Origin of the sequence: Thauera sp. 2A1 (genome assembly GCF_009469595.2) — a bacterium.
Lineage (GTDB): Bacteria > Pseudomonadota > Gammaproteobacteria > Burkholderiales > Rhodocyclaceae > Thauera.
Genome location: NZ_SSXV01000007.1, coordinates 121,207 through 144,954, shown reverse-complemented (window position 1 = coordinate 144,954; position 23,748 = coordinate 121,207). Strand labels below are relative to the sequence as shown.

Here is a 23,748-nt window from a genome sequence, read left to right as displayed (position 1 = left end):
GCCGCAGCGCGCGCTCAGGCTGCGAGCGTCTGCTGTGCCTCGCTGCCGCCTGCCTGGAGGCGGTTCACGCCGCTGACGATGGCGCGGATCGATGCGGTGATGATGTTGCCGTCGATGCCCACGCCGTAGCGGTCGCCGCGGCTGCCGTCTTCCGGCGTGAGCTCGACGAAGGCGCAGGCCTTTGCATTGCCGCCGTCCTCGCTCGGCGTGATCGAGCGTTCCTCGTAGCTGCGCACCTGCACATGGATGCCGGCACTGCGCAGCGCGTGCACCGTCGCATCGATCGGGCCGTTGCCCTCGCCGACGAGCAGGTGGCGCATGCCGGCTATCTCCACCACGAGGCGTACGCCCTGGGCCTGATCGTGCTCGAACAGGTGGTGCTCGACATAGCGCAACGGCGCGGCCGGATCGAGATAGCTGCGGCTGAACAGCGCCCAGATGTCGGCCGCGCTCATCTCGCCACCGGTGGCGTCGGTCACCTGCTGCACCTCGCGCGAGAACTCCACCTGCAGCCTGCGCGGCATCACGATGCCATGCTCCGTCTCGAGCAGGTAGGCGATGCCGCCCTTGCCCGACTGGCTGTTCACCCGGATCACCGAGTCGTAGCTGCGGCCGACGTCGGCGGGGTCGATCGGGAGGTAGGGCACGTTCCATTGAACCGTTTCACCCTCGCGCGCCTTTTGGGCGGCGAATCCCTTCTTGATGGCGTCCTGGTGGGAGCCGGAAAAGGCGGTGAACACGAGATCTCCCACATAGGGGTGGCGTGGGTGGATCGGCAACTGGTTGCAGTACTCGACGGTGCGCGCGACGGCGTTGATGTCGGAGAAGTCGAGCCCGGGCGACACGCCCTGCGTGTACATGTTCAAGGCGAGGGTGACGATGTCGACGTTGCCGGTGCGCTCGCCGTTGCCGAACAGGCAGCCTTCGACGCGATCGGCGCCGGCCATCATGCCGAGCTCGGCGGCGGCGATGCCGCTGCCGCGGTCGTTGTGCGGGTGCAGCGAGAGCACCACGCTGTCGCGGCGGGCGAGCTTGCGGTGCATCCACTCGACCTGGTCGGCATACACGTTGGGCGTCGACACCTCGACCGTCGCGGGGAGGTTGATGATGACCTTGTTGTCGGGCGTCGCGCCCCATTCGGCGGTGACGGCGTCGCAGACTTCCTTGGCGAAATCGAGCTCGGTGGCGGAGAAGGTCTCCGGGCTGTATTCGAGGCGGATCTCGGTGCCGCAGTCAGCGCGCATGTCGGCCGCGATCTGCTTGATCAGACGCACCGCCGACACCGCGAGCGCCACCACCTGTGGCTTCTCCATGCCGAACACCACTTCGCGGAAAGTCGGCGAGGTGGCGTTATAGACGTGGATGATCGCCCGCGGTGCCCCGCGCACCGACTCCATCGTGCGGCGGATGAGGTCCTCGCGCGCCTGGGTGAGCACCTGGATGGTGACGTCGGCCGGGATGTGGCCGCCCTCGATGAGCTGGCGCACGAAGTCGAAGTCGGTCTGCGACGCGGACGGGAAGCCGACTTCGATCTCCTTGAAGCCGATGTCGCACACCGTGCGGAACATGCGCATCTTGCGCTCGACGTTCATCGGCTCGAACAGCGCCTGGTTGCCGTCGCGCAGGTCGGTGCTCATCCAGATCGGCGCACGGTCGATGACCTTGTTCGGCCACTGGCGGTCGGCGAGCGCGATCGGAGCGAAGGGGCGGTACTTGGCGGCGGGGTTGTGCAACATCATGGCGCGGTCCTCGTGGGCATGGCGTGATTCGATGGACGAAATCTTACGCCGCCCGATGCGACAGACGATTGCAATGTGATCGTCAAATGAGCCGTCATTCGCAATAGTCATGCACGGAAAAAGAAATTGGCGCAATATTCATCCATGAAGGCTGTCAGCAGCCGTAGGGCCGGCTTCAGCCGGCCTTTTGCGCCCGTATCCGATGCGGCCGGCTGAAGCCGGCCCTACGGCGCAGCCCATGTCACGCCCGACCGGAGCACACCCGATGCAACTCGACCGCTACGACCGCCAGATCCTCGACGTGCTGCAGCAGGACGGCCGCATCAGCAACCAGGATCTCGCCGACCGCATCGCGCTGTCGCCCTCGTCCTGCCTGCGCCGGCTGCGCGCGCTGGAAGAATCCGGCCTCATCACCGGCTACCGTGCGCTGCTCGACGCCAAGAAGCTCGGCCTGTCGCTGATGGCGCTCATCCACATCTCGATGGACGCCCACACCCCGGAGCGCTTCACGCATTTCGAGGCGGAAATCGCCGCCATTCCGGAAGTGCTCGAATGCCTGCTGATCACCGGCCAGGCCGCCGACTACCAGTTGAAGGTGGTGGTGGCCGACATGGATGCCTACCAGGAGCTGCTGCTCAACCGCATCACCCGCATTCCCGGCGTCACCGGCGTGCATTCGAGCTTCGTGCTGCGACGGGTGATTGCGAAGACGGCGTTGCCGCTGGGCGCGGGATGAGAACCTGGTCGCACGCGTGCTGCGTTCCGTCAGCGCGGGGGCTATCCTCTTGCACACAACGAGAAACGATGGGGGAGACAGACCGATGACGAGTCGCGGCGAAACATTGCGCGAGCTGGCGTCGCAATCGCTTCTTTCGCATTTCGCCGACCTCTGCGAGGGCGCGGTGATCGTCGATGCCGACGCCAGGGTGGTGTGGATGAGCGATCGCTATCCGGGCCGGCTGGGCCTGGACGACCCGGCTGCGGTGATCGGCCGGCCGATCGAGGAAGTGATTCCCAACAGCCAGATGCGGCAGGTGGTCGAGTCCGGACGCCCCATCATGGTGGACATCATGGATTTCGGCGACGAGGCCTTCGTCGTCACCCGCCTGCCGCTGCGCGATGCGGCGGGTAAGGTGGTGGGCGCGGTCGGCTTCATGCTGTACGACGATCCGCGCCATCTGACGCCGGTGGTGGCGCGCTTCCAGCGTCTGCGCGCCGACCTCGCCGAGGCCGAGCGCAAGCTCGTCGCCGAGCGGCGCACGCGCTATTCGTTCGCCAGCTTCGTCGGCGTCGGGCCGGCCTGCGCCGAACTGAAGGGCGCGGCGCGGCGGGCGGCGCGCACCGCATCGTCGGTGCTCATCGTGGGCGAGACCGGCACCGGCAAGGAACTCTTGGCGCAGGCCATCCACGCCGCCAGCCCGCGCGCGGCCGGACCTTTCGTCGCGGTCAATATCGCGGCCGTGCCCGAGACCCTGCTCGAGGCCGAGTTTTTCGGCGTGGCGCCAGGCGCGTATACCGGCGCTGACCGGCGCGGGCGCGAAGGCAAGTTCAAGCTGGCCGACGGCGGCACCCTGTTCCTCGACGAAATCGGCGACATGTCGCTCACGCTGCAGGCGAAGCTGTTGCGCACGCTGCAGGAACGGGAGTTCGAGGCCGTCGGCTCGAACCGGCTGGAGACGGCCGATGTGCGGGTCATCGCCGCCACCAGCCGCGACCTGGAGAAGATGGTGGCAGAAGGGACGTTTCGTGCCGACCTTTACTACCGCCTGAACGTCATCCGGCTCGAGACGCCGCCGCTGCGTGAGCGCATGGAAGACCTGCCGCTGTTGGCCGAATATCTGGTGGAGCAGATCTGCCGTCGCCAGGGCATGCCGGTGCGCGGCATCAGCGCCGACGCCATCGAGCGGCTGCGCCGCCACGCCTGGCCGGGCAACGTGCGCGAGCTGTCCAACGTGCTCGAACGGGCGCTGCTGATGAGCGATGGCGATGTGCTGGAAGCGGCGGACCTGGAGCGGGTGATGCCGCCGCCCACCGCGCCGGCGCCTGCCACCGGGCGCGCTGGCGCGGACGCCGTCGGCCTGGCCGAAGCGGTGGCGCACGCCGAGCGCCATGCGATCGCCGCCGCGATCGATCGCTGCCACGGCAACAAGGCCCAGGCCGCCCGCCTGCTCGGCATTTCGCGCGCTGCGCTGTACGAGAAGATCGCCGCGCTGGGGCTGTAGCCGGCGGCGGACGGTGCTGTCCGCCGATGCGGACACCTTGTCCGGCGTGGCGGACAACCCGATGCGGTCAAGCGTCGGAAAAGTCCCGTAATTTATTGATTTTTCAATGACTTGATCTTCCTGGCACGGCACGTGCTGAAGAGAGACGCTTCAGTTCATAACCGCTCGAGGAGACAACAAAGTGGACTTCCTTGTCGTACTGGCTTCACTCGCATTCCTGATGTTCGTCGCCTATCGCGGCTACAGCGTCATCCTCTTCGCCCCGATCGCCGCGCTCGGCGCCGTGCTCTTCGTCGATCCGAACCTGGTCGCGCCGATGTTCACCGGCCTGTTCATGGACAAGATGGTCGGCTTCGTGAAGAACTTCTTCCCCGTCTTCCTGCTTGGCGCGGTGTTCGGCAAGGTGATCGAGCTGTCGGGCTTCTCCAAGGCGATCGTCGCCTCGGTGATCAAGCTGATCGGCCACCAGCGCGCGATGCTGTCCATCGTCATCGTCTGCGCGCTGCTCACCTACGGCGGCGTGTCGCTGTTCGTGGTGGTGTTCGCGGTGTATCCGTTCGCCGCCGAGATGTTCCGCCAGGGCGGCATTCCCAAGCGCCTGATCCCGGGCACCATCGCGCTCGGTGCCTTCACCTTCACCATGGATTCGCTGCCGGGCACGCCGCAGATCCAGAACATCATCCCCACCACTTTCTTCAAGACCGACATCTATGCCGCGCCCTGGCTCGGCATCATCGGCGCGCTGTTCATCTTCGCGCTCGGCATGCTGTACCTGGAGACGGCCCGCCGCCGCGCCGCCGCGGCCGGCGAGGGCTACGGCACGGGCCATGCCAACGAGCCCGAGCCTTTCGAGCACGAGAAGCTGGCGCATCCGCTGATCGCCATCCTGCCGCTGGTGATGGTCGGGGTGATGAACAAGGTCCTCACCAGCGCCATTCCGCTGCTGTACGGCGAGAAGGTGTCCTTCGTGCCGGCGGTCATCGGCAAGGCGGCGCCGGTGGTGCAGCAGACCAAGGCGGTCGCGGCCATCTGGGCGGTGGAAGGGGCGTTGCTGCTGGGCATCGCCACGGTGTTCGTGTTCGCCGGCCGTACCGTGATCGCCAAGTTCGCCGAAGGCAGCAAGGGCGCCATCGCCGGCGCGCTGCTGGCCACCATGAACACCGCGTCGGAATACGGCTTCGGCGCGGTGATCGCCGCGCTGCCGGGCTTCCTCGTCGTCGCCAACGCGCTCGGCGCCATCCCGAATCCGCTCATCAACGAGGCGATCACGGTGACCTCGCTGGCCGGCATCACCGGCTCGGCCTCGGGTGGCATGGGCATCGCGCTGGCGGCGATGGCCGACACCTTCATCGCCAACGCCCAGGCCGCCGGCATTCCGCTCGAAGTGTTCCACCGCGTGGCGTCGATGGCCTCCGGCGGCATGGACACGCTGCCGCACAACGGCGCGGTGATCACGCTGCTCGCCGTCACCGGCCTGACCCATCGCCAGTCGTACAAGGACATCTTCGCCGTCACCTGCATCAAGACGCTGGCGGTGTTCGTGGTGATCGGGGTCTATTACGCCACCGGCCTGGTCTGAGCAACGAGGAGGAGACCCGTCATGTCGCTCGCTCACCATCCGATCGCCGAGACGCTGCGCGCGTCCGACACCGGCAAGATCGTTTCCGCCCGCAATGCCGTGCGCCTCATCAAGGACGGCGACACCGTCGCCACCGGCGGCTTCGTCGGCATCGGCTTTCCCGAGAACATCGCCGTCGCCCTCGAGGAGCGCTTCCTCGAAGGCGAGGCCACCGACCTGCAGGGCCTGGGCAGCCCGCGCAACCTGACGCTCGTCTATGCCGCCGGGCAGGGCGACGGCAAGGAGCGCGGCCTCAACCACCTCGGCCACGACGGCCTCGTCGGCCGCGTGATCGGCGGCCACTGGGGCCTGGTGCCCAAGCTGCAGCAACTGGCGGTGTCGAACCGCATCGAGGCCTACAACCTGCCGCAGGGCGTCATCAGCCACCTGTTCCGCGACATCGCCGCCGGCAAGCCCGGCACGCTCACCCGCGTCGGGCTGGGCACCTACGTCGATCCGCGCTTCGGCGGCGGCAAGCTCAACGCGATGACCACCCGCGACCTCGTCCGCGTGATGGAGATCGACGGCGACGAGTACCTGTTCTACAAGGCCTTCCCGATCAACGTCGGCATCATCCGCGGCACCACCGCCGACCCGGACGGCAACGTCACGATGGAGAAGGAGGCGCTGACGCTGGAGGCGCAGGCGATCGCGATGGCGGCGCGCAACTCCGGCGGCATCGTCATCGTGCAGGTCGAGCGCATCGCCGAGCGCGGCACGCTCAACCCGCGCCAGGTGAAGATCCCCGGCGTGCTGGTCGATTGCGTGGTGGTGGCGGAGAAGCCCGAATACCACATGCAGACTTTCGTCGAGCCCTACAGCGCGGCCTATGCGGGCGAGATCCGGGTGCCGATGTCGGCGCTCGTCGCGATGCCGATGAGCGAACGCAAGATCATCGCCCGCCGCGCCGCGCTGGAGCTGAAGGCCAACGCGGTGGTGAACCTCGGCATCGGCATGCCGGAAGGGCTGGCCAGCGTGGCCACCGAGGAGCAGGTCATCGACCTGATGACGCTCACTGCCGAACCCGGCGTCATCGGCGGCGTGCCGGCCGGCGGCCTCAGCTTCGGCGCGGCCACCAACGCCCAGGCCATCATCGACCAGCCCAGCCAGTTCGACTTCTACGACGGCGGCGGGCTGGACATCGCCTTCCTCGGGCTGGCGCAGGCCGACCGCGAAGGCAACCTCAACGTGTCGAAGTTCGGGCCGCGCCTGGCGGGGGCCGGCGGCTTCATCAACATCTCGCAGAACGCCAAGAAGGTCGTGTTCGTCGGCACCTTCACCGCCGGCAAGCTGCAGATCGCGCTGCGCGACGGCGAACTGGCCATCCTCGAGGACGGCAAGGCGAGGAAGTTCGTCGACCAGGTCGAACACCGCACCTTCAGCGGTGCCCAGGCGGCGAAATGGGGCAAGAAGGTGCTCTACGTCACCGAGCGCTGCGTGTTCCAGCTCTGCGATGAAGGGCTGGAGCTCATCGAGATCGCTCCCGGCGTGGACCTGCAGAAGGACATCCTCGACCACATGGACTTCGTGCCGGTCATGAAGCGGCCGCCGGTGCCGATGGACCCGCGCATCTTCCGCGACGAACCGATGGGGCTGCGCCGCGAACTGCTGGACATCCCGCTCGAGCGCCGCCTGTCGTACGACCCGCAGCAGAACCTCTTCTTCGTCAATTTCGAAGGTCTCGCGGTGCGCAGCGAAGGCGACATCGTGCGCATCATGCGCGCCGTCGATGCCGCGCTCGCGCCGGTCGGCCACAAGGTGGACGCGATCGTCAATTACGACCGCTTCTCCATCACGCCGGAGCTGGTGGATGACTACATCGGCATGGTCAAGGGCCTGATGGACCGCCACTACAACGCGGTCACCCGTTACACCGCCAACACCTTCCTGCGCATGAAGCTGGGCGAGGCGCTGGAGAAGCACGCCATCGCACCACGCATCTACGAGCGGGCCGACGAGGCCGAAGGCGGGCTGCGCGGCGGGTCATAGGACCCTGCCTTGCCAGGCCGGCCCGTCGCGCCGTCGGCAGCGTAGTGGGCCAGCCTCGCAGGCGACGCGGGGCGTCTGCGAAAACGGCCGGAAGGGGGAAATAAGCTCATGTTTAACATGTGAAAAATCGTGGAACATGAGTGCGGAACACTAGGCCGGCGGGGCATCTGCGCGTACAATCCGGAGCCTGCCCCGATCAGGTTTCTTGCGCCGCATCATGCAGCATCAATCCACGCAGTCCATGCTCTACCCCACCCGTTTCGATGTCATCGTGGTCGGTGGCGGCCATGCCGGCACCGAGGCTGCGCTCGCCGCGGCGCGCATGGGCGCGGCCACGCTGCTGCTCACCCACAACATCGAGACGCTGGGGGCGATGAGCTGCAATCCGTCGATCGGCGGCATCGGCAAGGGCCACCTGGTGAAGGAGGTCGATGCGCTCGGCGGTGCGATGGCGGCGGCCACCGACGAGGGCGGCATCCAGTTCCGCATCCTCAACGCTTCCAAGGGACCGGCGGTGCGCGCCACCCGCGCCCAGGCCGACCGCGTCCTGTACAAGGCGGCGATCCGTCGTCGGCTCGAGAACCAGCCCAACCTGTGGCTGTTCCAGCAGGCGGTGGACGACCTCCTGGTGAGCGGCGACCGCGTCACCGGTGTCGTCACTCAGATCGGCCTGCGTTTCGAGGCCCCGGCGGTGGTGCTGACCGCGGGCACCTTCCTCAACGGCCTGATCCACGTCGGCCTGCAGCATTATTCGGCCGGCCGCGCCGGCGATCCGCCTGCGGTGTCGCTCGGCCAGCGCCTGAAGGAGCTCAAGCTGCCGCAAGGCCGGCTCAAGACCGGCACGCCGCCGCGGCTCGATGCGCGCACGATCGATTTCTCGGTGATGACCGAGCAGCCAGGCGACGATCCGGTGCCGGTGTTCAGCTTCCTCGGCTCGGCGGCGCAGCATCCGCGCCAGTTGCCGTGCTGGATCACCAGCACCAACGCCGCCACGCACGACATCATCCGCGCCAACCTCGACCGCTCGCCGATGTATTCCGGCGTGATCGAAGGCGTGGGGCCGCGCTACTGCCCGTCGATCGAGGACAAGATCCACCGCTTCGCCGACAAGGACAGCCACAACGTCTTCCTCGAGCCCGAAGGCCTGGACACGCACGAGATCTACCCCAACGGCATCTCCACCTCGCTGCCCTTCGACGTGCAGTTGCAGGTGGTGCGCAGCATCCGCGGGCTGGAGAACGCGCACATCCTGCGCCCGGGCTACGCGATCGAGTACGACTTCTTCGACCCGCGCAACCTCAAGTCCAGCCTGGAAACGAAATCGATCGCCGGCCTGTTCTTTGCCGGCCAGATCAACGGCACCACCGGCTACGAGGAGGCCGCCGCGCAGGGCCTGCTCGCTGGCGCCAACGCTGCGCTGCAGGTGCAGGGCCGCGAGCCCTGGTGCCCGCGCCGCGACGAGGCCTACCTCGGCGTGCTGGTCGACGACCTCATCACCCGCGGCGTGTCCGACCCCTACCGCATGTTCACCTCGCGCGCCGAATACCGCCTCAGCCTGCGCGAAGACAACGCCGACCTGCGCCTGACCGAGAAAGGTCGCGAGCTCGGCCTGGTCGACGACCTGCGCTGGGCGGCGTTCTGCGCCAAGCGCGAGGCCATCGAGCGCGAGACCGCGCGCCTGAAGGCGACCTGGGCGCTGCCCGACCGCATCCCGGCCGAGGAAGCCGAACGCGTCGTCGGCAAGGCGCTGGAGCGCGAATACCGCTACTTCGACCTGCTGCGCCGCCCGGAAACCACCTATGCCGCGCTGATGAGCCTGCCCGGCGCGCCGGACGCCCCCGAGACCGACCCGCAAGTTGTCGAGCAACTCGAGATCGCTGCCAAGTACCAGGGCTACATCGACCGTCAGCAGGAAGAGGTCGCCCGCCAGGCCCAGGCCGAAGCCACCCGCCTGCCCGAAGCGCTCGACTACACCCAGGTGCGCGGCCTGTCGCGTGAGGTGCAGCAGAAGCTCAACCTGCACAAGCCCGAGACCATCGGCCAGGCCGGCCGCATCCAGGGCGTGACCCCGGCGGCGATCTCGCTGCTGCTGGTCTGGCTCAAGCGCCGCGACCTGGCGGCGCGCGCCGGCACGCGCGAAGAAGCGGGTTCGGCCGCGGCGGCCGAGCAGAGGCGCTCGGCGTGAGCGGCGCGCTCGCCGCTCACGCGCGCCAGCTCGCCGACGGCATCGCCGCGCTCGGCCTGGTGCTGCCGCAGGAAACGGTCGACCGCCTGCTCGCCTTCGGCGAACTGCTGCTGAAGTGGAACAAGGTCTACAACCTCACCGCCATCCGCGACCCGCGCGAAGTCGTCACCCATCACCTGCTCGATTCGCTCGCGGTGCTGCCGCATCTGGCGCAGGTCGAGCGCCTGGCCGACATCGGCTCCGGCGGCGGCCTGCCCGGCATCCCGCTGGCGATCGTGCGCAGCGGCCTGATCGTGAATTCGATCGAGACGGTGAACAAGAAGGCGAGCTTCCAGCAGCAGGCCAGGATCGAGCTGCAACTGGGCAACTTCAGCGTCATCAACGAGCGCGTGGAAAAGGTGACGCCCGACCGCCTGCCCGGCGGCGCGGCCGATGGGGTGATCTCGCGCGCCTTCTCCAGCCTGGCCGACTTCGTGAACCTCTCCGGCCATCTGCTCGGGGAGGGCGGCGCACTGTACGCGATGAAGGGCGTGCATCCGGCCGATGAGGTCGAAGCGTTGCCGGCGGGCTGGGCGGTGACGGCAGTGCATGCGCTGAGCGTGCCGGGGCTGGATGCGGAGCGTCATCTGCTGGTCATCGAAAGGGCATGACACTTCAACCGAAGGCTTTCTCGCGGGCGGGAGAGAGGAAGGCTGCAGGTCTGGTGTCGGGCGAGGCGTGGAGCGGACGAGCACTGTCCGAGTCCCGAGCGCAGCGAGGGCGCGCATTTACGTGGCCTCCGCCGCGCCCTCGGCCGCGTAGCGGCAGGACGTGGAGCGCCTCGCCCGACACCAGACCGGATTCGAGGCACATCGCACCGATCGCCTTCGGATTCAGGCCTCCATCGGGCTGCTGCACTGCCGCATTGAAGTAAACTCCGGGTTCCCCGCTGAGCGCGGCCCCTTTGCAACTGGAACAAGCTGAAGCCACATGGCCCGAATCTTCTGCGTCGCCAACCAGAAAGGCGGGGTGGGCAAGACCACCACCTGCGTCAACCTCGCTGCCGCGCTGCAACTGGCCGGCCAGCGCACCCTGCTCGTCGACCTCGACCCGCAGGGCAACGCCACCATGGGCAGCGGCGTCGACAAGCGCGCGCTGGAAAAATCCGTCTACCACCTGCTCGTCGGCCTCGCCACCCTCGACGAAGTGCGGGTCAAGTCCGAATCCGGCGGCTACGATGTCCTGCCCGCCAACCGCGACCTCGCCGGCGCCGAAGTCGAACTCGTCAACCTCGACAACCGCGAAAAGCGTCTGCGCGACGCGCTGCGCGCCTTCGATGCCGACTACGACTTCGTGCTCATCGACTGCCCGCCTTCGCTGTCCATGCTCACCCTCAACGGCCTGTGCGGTGCCCATGGCGTCATCATCCCGATGCAGTGCGAGTACTACGCGCTCGAAGGCCTGTCCGACCTCGTCAACACGATCAAGAAGGTGCACGCCAACCTCAACCGCGAGCTCAAGATCATCGGCCTGCTGCGCGTCATGTTCGACCCGCGCATGACCCTGCAGCAGCAGGTCTCCGCCCAGCTCGAATCGCACTTCGGCGACAAGGTCTTCCGCGCCATCGTGCCGCGCAACGTGCGCCTGGCCGAAGCGCCCAGCCACGGCCTGCCCGGCGTGGTGTTCGATCGCGGCGCCAAGGGCGCACAGGCCTACATGGCGTTCGCCAACGAAATGATCGAGCGCGTCAAGACGCTCTGAATGCTGGTCAGGACATGAACAAACCCAAACTCAAGGGCCTCGGTCGCGGCCTGGATGCGCTGCTCGCGGCCAACCACGACGACGAAGCCGAGAAGAGCGCGCTGCAGACGCTGGCCACCGCGGCACTGCAGCCCGGCAAGTACCAGCCGCGCACGCGCATGGATCCGGGCTCGCTCGAGGAACTGGCGGCCTCGATCAAGGCACAGGGCGTCATGCAGCCCATCCTGGTGCGGCCGATCGACGACGATCGCTACGAGATCATTGCCGGCGAGCGCCGCTGGCGCGCGGCGCAGATCGCCGGCCTGGACGACGTGCCCTGCCTGGTGCGCGAGATCCCCGACGAAGCCGCGCTGGCGATGTCGCTGATCGAGAACATCCAGCGCGAGGACCTCAATCCGCTCGAAGAAGCCAGCGGCATCCAGCGCCTGATCGACGAGTTCGCCATGACCCACCAGCAGGCGGCTGACGCGGTGGGCCGCTCGCGCCCGGCGGCCTCCAACCTGCTGCGCCTGCTCAACCTCGCCCGGCCGGTGCAGGAACTGCTGATGGCCGGCGACATCGACATGGGGCATGCGCGCGCACTGCTGCCGCTCGACGGCGCCAACCAGATCCAGCTCGCCAACCTCGTCGCCGCCCGGCAACTGTCGGTGCGCGACACCGAGCGCCTGGTGCAGCAGGTGCTCAACCCGCGGCAGAAGAAGGCCGCGGCAGCGCCCGACCGCGACCTGCTGCGGCTGGAAGAGGAAATCGCCGATGCCATCGGCGCCACGGTGAAGATCAAGGCCAACAAGAAAGGCGCTGGCGAAGTCACCATCCGCTTCGGCAGCCTGGACCAGCTCGACGGCCTGCTCGGCCGCCTGCGCTGAGCCCCGGGGCCGCAGCGCCCGCAAGCCGGCGCGCGCGCGACGGCGGCCGATTCAGCGCACGCCGGTGGCATCCTCCCGTTTCGGTGGCAGCGGGGAGAAATAGCCCACCACCAGTAACAGCAGCCCGGCGCCGATGAAGGACACGATGCGCGCCAGCGCGCCGCTGGCCGCCATGTCCACCAGGAACAGCTTGCCCACCACCGCCACCATCAGGCCGGCGCCGGTGAGCCACATCATGCGGCTGGCGCGCCGGTTCGCCAGCAGCATCAGGCCCAGGCCGAGCACAGCCCAGAACAGCGACAGCGCCGCCTGCGTCGTGTCGAGCGCGAGGAGCGCACGCAGATCCCAGCGCGTGCCGGTGTAGCGATGCACCGCGCGCAGCAGCGCGGCGTTGGCGGCGATGAAGGCGAAGGTGGCAAGGACTGCCTGCAGACGCGACAGCGGATCGGCGAAGCGGGCGAGGAGGTCGCCGGCACGTTGCAGCCACAGTGCCACGGCGCCCAGCGCCAGCGCCAGCGTCAGGTCCATCGGGTTGAGCAGCGGCAGGTAGCCCAGCGGATCGGGCGCGCCGGCGCCGAAAGGGTGGATCGCCGCCGACCACAGCGCCAGCGCAGCGGCCACTGGTGCGGCACCGCCGGCGAGGTAGCTCGTGCGCCAGCGCTCGAGTGGCCAGGCGGTGCTGCGCGCGGCCAAGGCCAGTGCGGTCAGCAGCAGCGCGGGCGGCAGGGCGAAGGCGCCCAGCTTCCAGCCGTCGCCCAGCGGCAGGGGCGCCAGCCGTTGGCCCAGCTCCTGCGACAATGCGAGCGCCAGCACCCAGACCCCCGCCGCATGCCCGAACGCGAAGCGGTGTGGCGCGTCGAGCTTGCGATCGGCCAGGCGCAGGCTGGCCAGATGCAGGGCGAGGCCCAGCGGCCAGGCCAGCCAGCCGCCATTGGCGAGGGGCGGCACGCCGTAGCCGAAGACCTGGGTCAGCGCGATCGCCATGCCTGCCAGTGGCAGCAACGCGCCGCGCATCAGCCCCGGCCACTGCAGCCTGGCTGCGATCGCGCTGGCGAGCACGCCGCTGACGGCGAAGGCGAGCAGCAGGGCGGCCGGCTGGGTGCCGGTGGCCAGGTGCGCGACGATCTCGTCCCAGGCGCCGCCCAGCCACCACAGCCAGGCCCATACCAGCAGAGTGTTGCCGCAGCGCTGCGGAGCCGCTCCCACTCCCACTCCCACTCCCACTCCCGCTGCGCTTCGCGCGCCTGGCCGCGCCGCGAACCAGGCGCTGGCGAAGCCTGCGCCGGCGATCATGGCGGTGCCGAGGAAGGCGCTGTTGAGCAGCGGCAGCGTGCGCGGCACATCGTTCTGCATCAGGTCGGCCGCAAACAGGACGCCGGCGCCGGCCTGCAGCAGCAGCGCCGCAGCGCCTGCCAGCCGGCGCTGCTGGCGGATCGCCACCCACCACAGCGCCGCACCTTCCAGCGCCCAGGCCGCTGCGCTCCAGCGTCCGTCGAAGGTGAGCGGCAGCGCCAGGGTGAGGAAGGCGATGCCGATCGCGGTGAAACTCGCCACCAGCAGCTCGAGTCGCGTCTGGCGCAGGCGGTGCAGCACGGCGGCGAGGCCGAGGTAGAAGGTGCCGGCCGCCGCCGCGCTCCATGCCAGCGCATCCGGCATGCCCTGCACCAGCGCCGCCTGCAGGCCGAAGCCCACCACCGGCACGCCGAACACCAGCGTGCCGTCGACCGGGTCGCGCAACGCGGGCTCGCGCTTCCAGGCGTAGGCCACCGCTGCGGCGACGTACATCAGCGCGAACAGGATCAGGAAGGGCTGGGTGCTGGCGTAGTGCCAAGGGTGGTAGAACTGTGCGCCCCAGGCGAGGCCGATCAGGAAGGTGAACACGAAGCCGGTCAGGTTGAGGCCGCGCCAGGCCTTGCGCCAGGCCAGCACCAGCACGCCGGCATCGAGGATGGCGTAGTAGGTAAACAACTGCACATGGTCGCCCGCGCCGGTGGAAGCGAGGATGGGCGCGGCGAAGCCGCCGGCGGTGCCGATGATTGCCAGCACCGGCGCATCCTGCCGCACCGCGAGCCAGGCGGCGACGCCGACCTGCGCCAGCAGGATGCCGAAGGTCGCCTCGGCCGACAGCAGACCGTACAGACGCAACGCGGCAAAGGCGGTCAGGTACAGCACCGCGATGCCGCCGCCCTGCAGGCTCAGCGCGTAGCCGCGGCGCCGCTCGCGCAGCCGCCAGCCCAGGGCGCCGAGCACACAACCGGCGAGCGCAAAGCCCGCAACGCGCAGCACCGGCGGCAGCAGGGCGTGTTCGACCGCGTAGCGCGCCAGGAAGGCGAGACCGAAGAACAGCACCAGGATGCCGACCCGCACCAGCGTGTTGCCGCCGAACAGCCAGTTGCGCAGGCGCATGTAGAGCGCATCGAGGTCGATCTGTGCAGCAGGTGCGGCATCTGCCGATGTTCCATCCCTCTCCGTGCCGCCCGGCAAGGCGCTACCCCCAGCGGCGGGCGCGGCTTGCAGCGGCGCAGGCGGACGAGGTCCCGGCCCGGGCGCCTCCGGGGCGGGTGAATCGGGTGCGGGCTGAGTGACCGTGGCGGCAGCCGAGCTTGCTGCCGAGACCGCGCCGATATCGACGGTTGCCGCCGCGTCAGCAAGGGCGGAGTCCGCCGTGGCGGATGACCGGCGCCGCAGTGTCGCCAGTTCCCGCTCGAGCGCCGTGAGGCGCACCTCGAGCCGGGCGCCGGTTTCCCGCCGCTCGGCGAGCAGGCTCGCCACCATGCCGCCGAGAACTGCGCCCGCGACGGCGCCAGCCGCTCCGCCCATCACGCCCAGTGCGGCGCCCACGACGATCCACAGCACGGTCTTCATCTCTCGCCTCCCGTCAGCGCCAGTCGCCGCGCAGCGTCGCCACTTGCTGCTGCAGGGCGGCCGGCGTGGCGGCCTCGGGCGCCAGCGCTTCGCCCACCACAAGTTCGATGCGGCTGAAGAGGCCTCGGCGCAGCGGCCGCGTCATCGCCGGGCCATCCTTGCGCGAAAAGAAGCTGCCCCACAGGCCGCGCAGGGCCATCGGCACCACCGGCACCGGCGTGCGCTCGACGATGCGGGCAATGCCGGGGCGGAAGGGCTGGAGCTCGCCGTCGCCAGTGATCTGGCCTTCCGGAAACAGGCCCACCACTTCCCCCGCTTGCAGCGCCTCGGCGACGAGGTCGAAGGCGCGCTCCATCTTGCGCAGGTCTTCCTTCGCCGGTGCGATCGGGATGGCACGGCTTTCGCGGAACACGAAGCGCAGCATCGGCGTGCGGAAGATGCGATGGTCCATCACGAAGCGGATCGGCCGCCGGCATGCCGCCATGATCACCAGCGCATCCACGAAGCTGACATGGTTGCACACGATCACCGCGGGGCCGCTTTCCGGCACCTGGCCGATGCCGCGCACGCGCAGCCGATACACGGTGTGCACCAGCATCCAGACGACAAAGCGCAGCAGGAACTCCGGCACCAAAGTGTAGATGTAGATCGCCACCGCGGCATTCAACAGCGCGGTGACGAGGAAGAGCTGCGGCACTGACAGGCCGGCCGCGAGCAGGCCGGCGCCCATGCCGGCGGCCACGACCATGAACAGGGCATTGAGGATGTTGTTGCCGGCGATGATGCGAGAACGGTGCCCGGGCTCGCTGCGGCTCTGGATCAGCGCATACAGCGGCACGATGAAGAAGCCGCCGAAGATGCCGATCGCGACGAGGTCGAACAGCGCGCGCCACGCGCCCGGCTGCGCCAGCACCGTCGCCAGCGGCAATGCGCCGCCCGAGGCGAGCGCGGCGGTCGGGCTCGACCACCACAGGTCGAGCGCGAACAGCGACATGCCGATGGAGCCGAACGGCACCAGGCCCAGTTCCACATGACCCTCCGACAGCCGTTCGCACAGCAGGGAGCCGACGCCGATCCCCACCGAAAATACCGCCAGCAGCATCACCACCGCATGCTCATTGCCGCCCAGCACGTCCTTCGCATAGGCGGGAAACTGCGACAGGAACACCGCACCATAGAACCAGAACCACGACACGCCGAGGATGGACAGGAAGACGGTGCGATTGCCGCGCGTGAACGCGAGGTTGCGGCAAGTCTCGGTCACCGGATTCCAGTTGATGCGCAGATCGGGAGACGCCGCTGGTGCAACCGGCACGCCGCGGCTGGCGAGGTAACCGAGCACCGCCAGTGCCACCACCGCGATCGAAGCCCACAGCGTGCCATGCGGCAGGCCGATGACGATGCCACCCGCGAGCGTGCCGATGAGAATGGCGATGAACGTGCCCGACTCGACCAGCGCGTTGCCACCCACCAGTTCGTCCTCGCGCAGGTGCTGCGGCAGGATGGCGTACTTCACCGGGCCGAACAGCGTCGACTGTGCCCCCATCAGGAACAGGCTCACCAGCATCAGGCCCAGCGAGTCGAGCGCGAAGGCGGCGCACGCCAGCAGCATGACGACGATCTCCAGCAGCTTGGTGAAGCGGATCAGGCGGCTCTTCTCGTACTTGTCGGCGATCTGTCCGGCGGTGGCCGAGAACAGGAAGAAGGGCAGGATGAAGAGCCCTGCGCACAGGTTGACCAGCACGCCCGGCGCCATCGTCGTGTAGCGCACCGACTGGAAGGTCAGCAGCACGACAAGCGCATTCTTGTACACGTTGTCGTTGAAGGCGCCCAGGAACTGCGTCAGGAAGAAGGGCAGGAAGCGTCGCTGCGTGATCAGGTCGAACTGTCGGCTCATGCAGCCATGTTCGCGACACCCCGCTTGCCGTGTCAAACGGCCTTATCCTGTGTCTTATATAAGTCCGTGCTCCGACCGGTTGCAAAAATGCTGTTGCAGCGCAAGATCGGTTTGACTTTGCTGTGGTTAACCCCTAGTATTCGCGGGATTTTTGGCGGTCGCCAGCGCCTCGAAAGTGCTGGTGTCGAACCCGATGCTAAAAGCCGTTCTGCTGCAGTTGGGTGCTACTCTGCTCGCAATCGCGATCTCGGCCATGCTGTTCGGTCTGCGCGGAGCGATCTCGGCAGGTTGCGCGGGGTTCGCGTGTGTGTTGCCGAGCTGGATGTTCGCCATGCGCCTGCGCGCCATCACGCGCAGGACGGGCACTGCAACGGTGACCGCCTTCGTCGCAGGCGAGTTCTTCAAGATCGCCTCGATCGTGGGACTGTTGGTGCTGGCCTGGGCCCTCTACCCCGACCTGCACTGGGGAGCGCTGCTGATTGGACTGATCCTGGCGCTCAAGGCGAATTTGTTTGCATTTTTGGTAAAGACCTGACCATGGCTACAGAAGGGCACGCTCCCACCGCATCCGAATACGTCGTCCACCACCTGACGCACCTGAACAACACCGGCCATGCTCAGCAGAGCATCGTCGATTTCAGCGTCATCAACCTGGACTCGCTGTTCTATTCCGTCACTATCGGCCTGCTGACCGTCTTCCTGTTGTGGATGGCGGCGCGCAAGGCGACTTCCGGCGTCCCCGGCCGCTTCCAGGGTATCGTCGAGATCCTCGTGGATATGGTGGCCGATCAGGCCAAGGGCATCATCCACAGCGCCGAGTCGCGCAAGTTCGTCGCTCCGCTGGCGCTGACCGTGTTCGTGTGGATCTTCCTGATGAACGCGATGGACCTGCTGCCGGTCGATCTGCTGCCGCGCATCTGGGCGGGTGTCTATGGCTCTGCCGGCGGCGATCCGGCTCACGCCTACCTGCGCGTCGTGCCGACCGCCGACCTGTCGGCCACGCTCGGCATGTCGATCGGCGTGCTACTGCTGTGCCTGTACTACAACATCAAGATCAAGGGCGTGTCGGGCTGGGTGCATGAGCTCTTCACTGCGCCGTTCGGCAGCCACCCGCTGCTCTACCCGGTCAACTTCCTGATGCAGATGATCGAGTTCCTCGCCAAGACCGTGTCCCACGGCATGCGACTGTTCGGCAACATGTACGCCGGCGAGCTGATCTTCATCCTGATCGCGCTGCTCGGCAGCACCGCCACCGTGTTCGGTCTGGTCGGTCACGTCGTCGCCGGCACCATCTGGGCGATCTTCCACATCCTGATCATCACCCTGCAAGCCTTCATCTTCATGATGCTGACGCTGGTGTATATCGGTCAGGCCCACGAAGGTCACTAACCCGTTTCATCGCAGTACCTGGTTTTTAAACTCACCTTCCTCACTAAGGAGTCGTCATGGAAAACGTTCTGGGTTTTGTTGCTCTGGCTGCTGGTCTGATCATCGGTCTGGGTGCCATCGGCGCTTGTATCGGCATCGGCATCATGGGTTCCAAGTACCTCGAAGCTTCGGCCCGCCAGCCTGAGCTGATGAACGCCCTGCAGACGAAGATGTTCCTGCTGGCCGGTCTGATCGACGCCGCATTCCTGATCGGTGTCGGTATCGCCATGATGTTCGCGTTCGCCAACCCGTTCATCCTGAAGTAATCGTCTCCTTAATCCTCTAAGGAGCGAAAACCGTGAATCTGAACGCAACCCTGATAGCCCAGCTCGTTGTGTTCTTCATTCTGGCGTGGTTCACGATGAAATTCGTGTGGCCGCCCATCGTGAAGGCACTCGACGAGCGCGCGAAGAAGATCGCTGACGGGCTGGCAGCTGCGGACAAGGCCAAGACCGATCTGGCTCTCGCCGAGAAGAAGGTCGTCGAGGAACTGCGCAAGGCTCGCGAATCCGCGGGCGACGTGCGGGCCTCCGCTGAAAAGCAGGCGAGCCAACTGATCGACGAAGCCCGTGCCGAGGCTTCCCGCATCGTCGCCCAGGCGCGCGAAGCTGCGGAAGCCGAAGCCGGTGCCGCCGCCCAGCGCGCCAAGGAAGCCCTGCGCGACCAGGTCGCCCACCTGGCTGTTGCCGGAGCAGAGAAGATCCTGCGCCGTGAGATCAACACCCAGGTGCATGCCGAACTGCTCGCCAACCTGAAACAGGAACTGCAATAAGTCATGGCCGAGAACGTCACCATCGCGCGCCCCTATGCGGATGCCGCCTTCGAGCTGGCCCGCGGGGCAGGTGCGCTGGGGCCTTGGTCGGATGCACTGGATCGGCTCGCCTCCGTGGCGGCCGATTCCAACATGCGGGCATGCATCAACGATCCCAAGCTCTCCGCCGACCAGCTCGTGAAGCTGGTCCTGGATGTGGCCGGGACCCTGTCCGCAGATCAGCAGAACTTCGTCCGCGTGCTCGTGGATAACGAACGTCTGCAGGTGCTTCCGGAGATCCGTGACCTGTTCGTTGCTCTCAAGAACGAACACGAGGGCGTCCTCGAGGCGGATATCGCCTCTGCCTTCCCCCTCGACGATGCGACGCTGGCCTCGCTCAAGTCCGACCTCGAAGCGCGCTTCAAGGCGAAACTGAACGTGCAGGTCCACATCGATCCCGCGCTCATCGGTGGGGTCCGCATCGCCGTCGGCGACGAAGTCATCGACGCCTCGGTCCGCGGCAAGCTCGCGAACATGGCCGCTGCGCTAAAGAACTAGGAGCATAAAAGCTATGCAACTCAACCCCTCTGAAATCAGTGATCTGATTAAGAGCCGGATCCAGAACCTGCAGCTCGCCGCCACGTCGCGCAACGAGGGCACGGTGGTCTCCGTCACCGACGGTATCTGCCGCGTCCACGGCCTGACCGACGTCATGCAGGGCGAAATGCTGGAATTCCCCGGCAACACCTACGGCATGGCGCTCAACCTCGAGCGTGATTCCGTCGGCGCAGTGGTCCTCGGCGAATACGAGCACATCACCGAAGGCGACACGGTCAAGGCGACCGGCCGCATTCTCGAAGTGCCCGTCGGCCCCGAACTCGTCGGCCGTGTGGTGAACGCGCTGGGTCAGCCGATCGACGGCAAGGGCCCGATCAACGCCAAGCTCACCGACAAGATCGAGAAGGTCGCGCCGGGCGTGATCGCCCGCCAGTCCGTCTCGCAGCCGGTGCAGACCGGCCTGAAGTCGGTCGACTCCATGGTGCCGATCGGCCGTGGCCAGCGCGAGCTGATCATCGGCGACCGCCAGACCGGCAAGACCGCCGTCGCGGTCGACGCGATCATCAACCAGAAAGGCCAGAACATGTTCTGCGTCTACGTTGCGATCGGCCAGAAGGCTTCGACCGTCGCCAACGTGGTGCGCAAGCTGGAAGAGAACGGCGCGATGGAATACACGATCGTCGTCGCCGCCACCGCTTCCGAATCGGCCGCCATGCAATACCTGTCGGCCTACGCCGGCTGCACGATGGGCGAGTACTTCCGCGACCGCGGCATGGACGCGTTGATCGTCTATGACGACCTCACCAAGCAGGCCTGGGCCTACCGCCAGGTTTCGCTGCTGCTGCGCCGTCCGCCGGGCCGTGAAGCCTACCCGGGCGACGTGTTCTACCTGCACTCCCGCCTGCTCGAGCGCGCCGCGCGCGTGAATCCCGAGTACGTCGAGAAGTTCACCAACGGTGAAGTGAAGGGCAAGACCGGTTCGCTGACCGCGCTGCCGGTCATCGAGACGCAGGCCGGTGACGTGTCCGCGTTCGTTCCGACGAACGTGATCTCGATTACCGACGGTCAGATCTTCCTGGAAACCGACCTCTTCAACGCCGGTATCCGTCCCGCGATCAACGCCGGTATCTCGGTGTCCCGGGTCGGTGGCGCCGCACAGACCAAGGTCATCAAGAAACTGTCCGGCGGTATCCGTACCGACCTCGCGCAGTATCGCGAGCTCGCCGCATTCGCCCAGTTTGCTTCCGACCTCGACGACGCGACGCGCAAGCAGCTCGAGCGCGGCCGCCGCGTGACCGAACTGATGAAGCAGCAGCAGTATGCGCCGCTGTCGATCGCCGAAATGGCCATCACCCTGTACGCGGTGAACAACGGCTACTTCGACGATGTCGATGTGTCGCGCGTGCTGGCGTTCGAACATGGCCTGCAGCAATACGTGAAGACCAAGAACGCGGCTCTCGTCTCCAAGATCATGGATTCCAAGGAGCTCGACGCCGACGGCGAGAAGGCTCTGGCTGCCGCGATCGCCGAGTTCAAGAAGAGCTGGGCCTAAGGCCGCGGACGGAGACGGAATATGGCTAGCGGTAAGGAAATCCGTACCAAGATCAAGAGCGTGCAGAACACGCGCAAGATCACCAAGGCCATGGAAATGGTGGCCGCGTCCAAGATGCGCAAGGCGCAGGACCGGATGCGTGCTGCCCGTCCCTTTGCCGAGAAAGTCCGCCGACTCGCCGCGAACCTGTCCCAGGCCAATGTGACCGATTACAAGCACCCCTTCCTGGTCCGCAAGGATCAGGTCAAGCGGGTGGGGCTGATCCTGGTGACCACCGACAAGGGTCTTTGCGGTGGTCTCAACACCAACGTCCAGCGTATCGCGCTGAACGCCATGAAGGACTGGCAGTCCTCAGGCGTGTCCGAGATCCGTGCCTGCTGCATCGGCAACAAGGGTCTGGGCTTCATGCAGCGCATGGGGGCGAAGGTGGTGTCGAACGTCACCCAACTCGGTGACACGCCGCACCTGGAGAAGCTGATCGGTCCGGTCAAGGTCATGCTCGACGCGTTCCAGAACGACGAGCTCGACGCGGTCTACATCGCCTACACGCGCTTCATCAACACGATGAAGCAGGAGCCGCAGCTCGAGCAGTTGCTGCCGCTCTCCGGTGAAAAGCTGGGCACGCCCGACAGCTCGTGGGATTACCTCTACGAGCCCGATCCGCAGGTCGTCATCGACGAGCTGCTGGTGCGCTACGTCGAGGCGCTGGTGTACCAGGCCGTGGCCGAGAACATGGCATCCGAACAGAGCGCGCGCATGGTGGCAATGAAGGCCGCTTCCGACAACGCGAAGAACGTGATCGGCGAACTGCAACTGGTCTACAACAAGACCCGTCAGGCCGCGATCACCAAGGAGCTGTCGGAAATCGTCGGCGGCGCCGCCGCGGTGTAACGGATTATTGATTTAAGGATATGACGATGAGTCAAGGTACGATCGTTCAGTGCATCGGCGCCGTGGTGGACATCCAGTTCCCGCGCGATTCGATGCCCAAGGTGTATGACGCCCTGAAGCTCGAGGACGCTGCCGACTCCTTCGCCGAAGCTGGCCTGACCTTCGAGGTCCAGCAGCAGCTCGGCGACGGCGTGGTGCGCACCATCGCGCTGGGTTCTTCCGACGGCCTGCGCCGTGGCATGAAGGTTTCCGGCACCGGCAAGCCGATTTCGGTGCCGGTCGGTCACGGCACGCTCGGCCGCATCATGGACGTGCTGGGTCGCCCGATCGACGAAGCGGGTCCGATCGAGACCGACGAGCTGCGCGCGATCCACCAGAAGGCGCCGAAGTTCGACGAGCTGTCGCCGTCCGTGGAACTGCTCGAGACCGGCATCAAGGTTATCGACCTGATCTGCCCGTTCGCCAAGGGCGGCAAGGTGGGTCTGTTCGGTGGCGCCGGCGTCGGCAAGACCGTGAACATGATGGAGCTGATCAACAACATCGCGAAGCAGCACTCCGGTCTGTCGGTGTTCGCCGGCGTGGGTGAGCGTACCCGTGAGGGCAACGACTTCTACCACGAGATGAAGGACTCCAACGTTCTGGACAAGGTCGCGATGGTGTTCGGTCAGATGAACGAACCCCCGGGCAACCGTCTGCGCGTGGCGCTGACCGGCCTGACCATGGCCGAGCGTTTCCGCGACGAAGGCCGGGACATCCTGTTCTTCGTGGACAACATCTACCGCTACACGCTGGCCGGTACCGAAGTGTCCGCGCTGCTGGGCCGGATGCCGTCCGCGGTGGGTTACCAGCCGACGCTGGCGGAAGAAATGGGCCGCCTGCAGGAGCGCATCACCTCCACCAAGGTCGGCTCGATCACCTCGATCCAGGCCGTGTATGTGCCTGCGGATGACTTGACCGACCCGTCGCCGGCCACCACCTTCCTGCACCTCGACTCCACCGTCGTGCTGTCGCGCGACATCGCCGCGCTGGGTATCTACCCGGCCGTCGATCCGCTCGACTCCACCTCGCGCCAGCTCGATCCGCTGGTCGTGGGCGAAGAGCACTACAACGTGGCGCGTCAGGTGCAGCAGACGCTGCAGAAGTACAAGGAACTGCGCGACATCATCGCGATTCTGGGTATGGACGAACTGTCGCCGGACGACAAGCTCGCCGTGGCCCGGGCGCGCAAGATCCAGCGCTTCCTGTCGCAGCCCTTCCACGTCGCGGAAGTGTTCACCGGCTCGCCCGGCAAGTACGTCTCGCTGAAGGACACGATCGCCGGCTTCAAGATGATCGTGAGCGGCGAGTGCGACCACATGCCCGAGCAGGCTTTCTACATGGTCGGCGGTATCGAAGAGGCCATGGAGAAGGCGAAGAAGCTGTCATAACCGGCCTGGCTTTGCCTAAA

General features: G+C 66.8%; 19 protein-coding genes. 16 read left to right on the top strand and 3 right to left on the bottom strand.

The window, feature by feature from the left end; all coding sequences use genetic code 11:
• Positions 1-14: 14 nt before the first annotated feature.
• Positions 15-1,739: a 2-isopropylmalate synthase gene (leuA, locus tag GH664_RS08980; RefSeq protein WP_153167793.1), complete on the bottom strand. Its 1,725-nt coding sequence runs from the start codon at positions 1,737-1,739 to the stop codon at positions 15-17.
• A gap of 265 nt (positions 1,740-2,004) precedes the next feature.
• On the opposite strand from leuA, the gene GH664_RS08975 reads away from it, so the two are divergent.
• The 8 genes from GH664_RS08975 (at position 2,005) to GH664_RS08940 (ending at position 12,359) form a co-directional block, all read left to right on the top strand.
• The gene (locus tag GH664_RS08975; RefSeq protein ID WP_153167847.1) at positions 2,005-2,475 is read left to right on the top strand and encodes an Lrp/AsnC family transcriptional regulator; all 471 of its coding nucleotides are present in this window, start codon (positions 2,005-2,007) and stop codon (positions 2,473-2,475) included.
• An 85-nt stretch (positions 2,476-2,560) separates the two neighbouring features.
• Positions 2,561-3,961, top strand: coding sequence for a sigma-54-dependent Fis family transcriptional regulator (locus GH664_RS08970; RefSeq protein ID WP_153167792.1), 1,401 nt, complete (start codon positions 2,561-2,563; stop codon positions 3,959-3,961).
• A gap of 181 nt (positions 3,962-4,142) precedes the next feature.
• Positions 4,143-5,540: a GntP family permease gene (locus GH664_RS08965; RefSeq protein WP_153167791.1), complete on the top strand. Its 1,398-nt coding sequence runs from the start codon at positions 4,143-4,145 to the stop codon at positions 5,538-5,540.
• Positions 5,541-5,561: 21 nt separating this feature from the next.
• Positions 5,562-7,568 (top strand): acyl CoA:acetate/3-ketoacid CoA transferase, encoded by a 2,007-nt coding sequence (locus tag GH664_RS08960; RefSeq protein ID WP_153167790.1) that lies wholly within the window; start codon positions 5,562-5,564, stop codon positions 7,566-7,568.
• 241 nt (positions 7,569-7,809) lie between these two features.
• Positions 7,810-9,753 (top strand): tRNA uridine-5-carboxymethylaminomethyl(34) synthesis enzyme MnmG, encoded by a 1,944-nt coding sequence (mnmG, locus tag GH664_RS08955; RefSeq protein WP_153167846.1) that lies wholly within the window; start codon positions 7,810-7,812, stop codon positions 9,751-9,753.
• The gene (rsmG, locus tag GH664_RS08950) at positions 9,750-10,403 is read left to right on the top strand and encodes a 16S rRNA (guanine(527)-N(7))-methyltransferase RsmG (protein ID WP_153167789.1); all 654 of its coding nucleotides are present in this window, start codon (positions 9,750-9,752) and stop codon (positions 10,401-10,403) included. Before mnmG ends, rsmG begins: the two co-directional genes overlap by 4 nt.
• 319 nt (positions 10,404-10,722) lie before the next feature.
• A complete protein-coding gene (locus GH664_RS08945; protein WP_153167788.1) occupies positions 10,723-11,493 on the top strand; it encodes a ParA family protein in 771 nt (256 codons plus the stop codon).
• A 14-nt stretch (positions 11,494-11,507) separates the two neighbouring features.
• Entirely contained in the window at positions 11,508-12,359 is an 852-nt protein-coding gene (locus GH664_RS08940) for a ParB/RepB/Spo0J family partition protein (RefSeq protein WP_153167787.1), read from the top strand.
• Positions 12,360-12,410: 51 nt separating this feature from the next.
• Here the strand turns inward: GH664_RS08940 and GH664_RS08935 are convergent, their stop codons facing one another.
• Positions 12,411-15,224, bottom strand: coding sequence for a DUF2339 domain-containing protein (locus GH664_RS08935; protein WP_153167786.1), 2,814 nt, complete (start codon positions 15,222-15,224; stop codon positions 12,411-12,413).
• 13 nt (positions 15,225-15,237) lie between these two features.
• A complete protein-coding gene (locus GH664_RS08930) occupies positions 15,238-17,121 on the bottom strand; it encodes an MFS transporter (protein ID WP_153167785.1) in 1,884 nt (627 codons plus the stop codon).
• A 193-nt stretch (positions 17,122-17,314) separates the two neighbouring features.
• Here GH664_RS08930 and GH664_RS08925 point away from each other — a divergent pair, with 193 nt between their 5' ends.
• Genes GH664_RS08925 through atpD form a run of 8 tightly spaced genes read left to right on the top strand, consistent with a single transcriptional unit; the run spans position 17,315 to position 23,728 of the window.
• Positions 17,315-17,656, top strand: a complete 342-nt coding sequence (locus GH664_RS08925) for an ATP synthase subunit I (protein ID WP_153167845.1) — start codon at positions 17,315-17,317, stop codon at positions 17,654-17,656.
• 2 nt (positions 17,657-17,658) lie between these two features.
• Complete coding sequence (gene atpB, locus GH664_RS08920; RefSeq protein ID WP_153167784.1) at positions 17,659-18,510, top strand: F0F1 ATP synthase subunit A; 852 nt, start codon at positions 17,659-17,661, stop codon at positions 18,508-18,510.
• A 56-nt stretch (positions 18,511-18,566) separates the two neighbouring features.
• The gene (gene atpE, locus GH664_RS08915) at positions 18,567-18,815 is read left to right on the top strand and encodes a F0F1 ATP synthase subunit C (protein WP_153167783.1); all 249 of its coding nucleotides are present in this window, start codon (positions 18,567-18,569) and stop codon (positions 18,813-18,815) included.
• 32 nt (positions 18,816-18,847) lie between these two features.
• The gene (locus tag GH664_RS08910; protein ID WP_153167782.1) at positions 18,848-19,321 is read left to right on the top strand and encodes a F0F1 ATP synthase subunit B; all 474 of its coding nucleotides are present in this window, start codon (positions 18,848-18,850) and stop codon (positions 19,319-19,321) included.
• A 3-nt stretch (positions 19,322-19,324) separates the two neighbouring features.
• Complete coding sequence (locus GH664_RS08905) at positions 19,325-19,858, top strand: F0F1 ATP synthase subunit delta (RefSeq protein ID WP_153167780.1); 534 nt, start codon at positions 19,325-19,327, stop codon at positions 19,856-19,858.
• A gap of 13 nt (positions 19,859-19,871) precedes the next feature.
• Positions 19,872-21,410 carry a F0F1 ATP synthase subunit alpha gene (atpA, locus tag GH664_RS08900; protein WP_153167778.1) on the top strand — a complete coding sequence of 513 codons (1,539 nt, stop codon included), beginning with the start codon at positions 19,872-19,874 and terminating at the stop codon, positions 21,408-21,410.
• 21 nt (positions 21,411-21,431) lie between these two features.
• Positions 21,432-22,301 (top strand): F0F1 ATP synthase subunit gamma, encoded by an 870-nt coding sequence (atpG, locus tag GH664_RS08895; protein ID WP_153167776.1) that lies wholly within the window; start codon positions 21,432-21,434, stop codon positions 22,299-22,301.
• Between the two features lie 26 nt (positions 22,302-22,327).
• Positions 22,328-23,728: a F0F1 ATP synthase subunit beta gene (gene atpD, locus GH664_RS08890; protein ID WP_153167774.1), complete on the top strand. Its 1,401-nt coding sequence runs from the start codon at positions 22,328-22,330 to the stop codon at positions 23,726-23,728.
• The last annotated feature ends 20 nt before the right edge of the window (positions 23,729-23,748 follow it).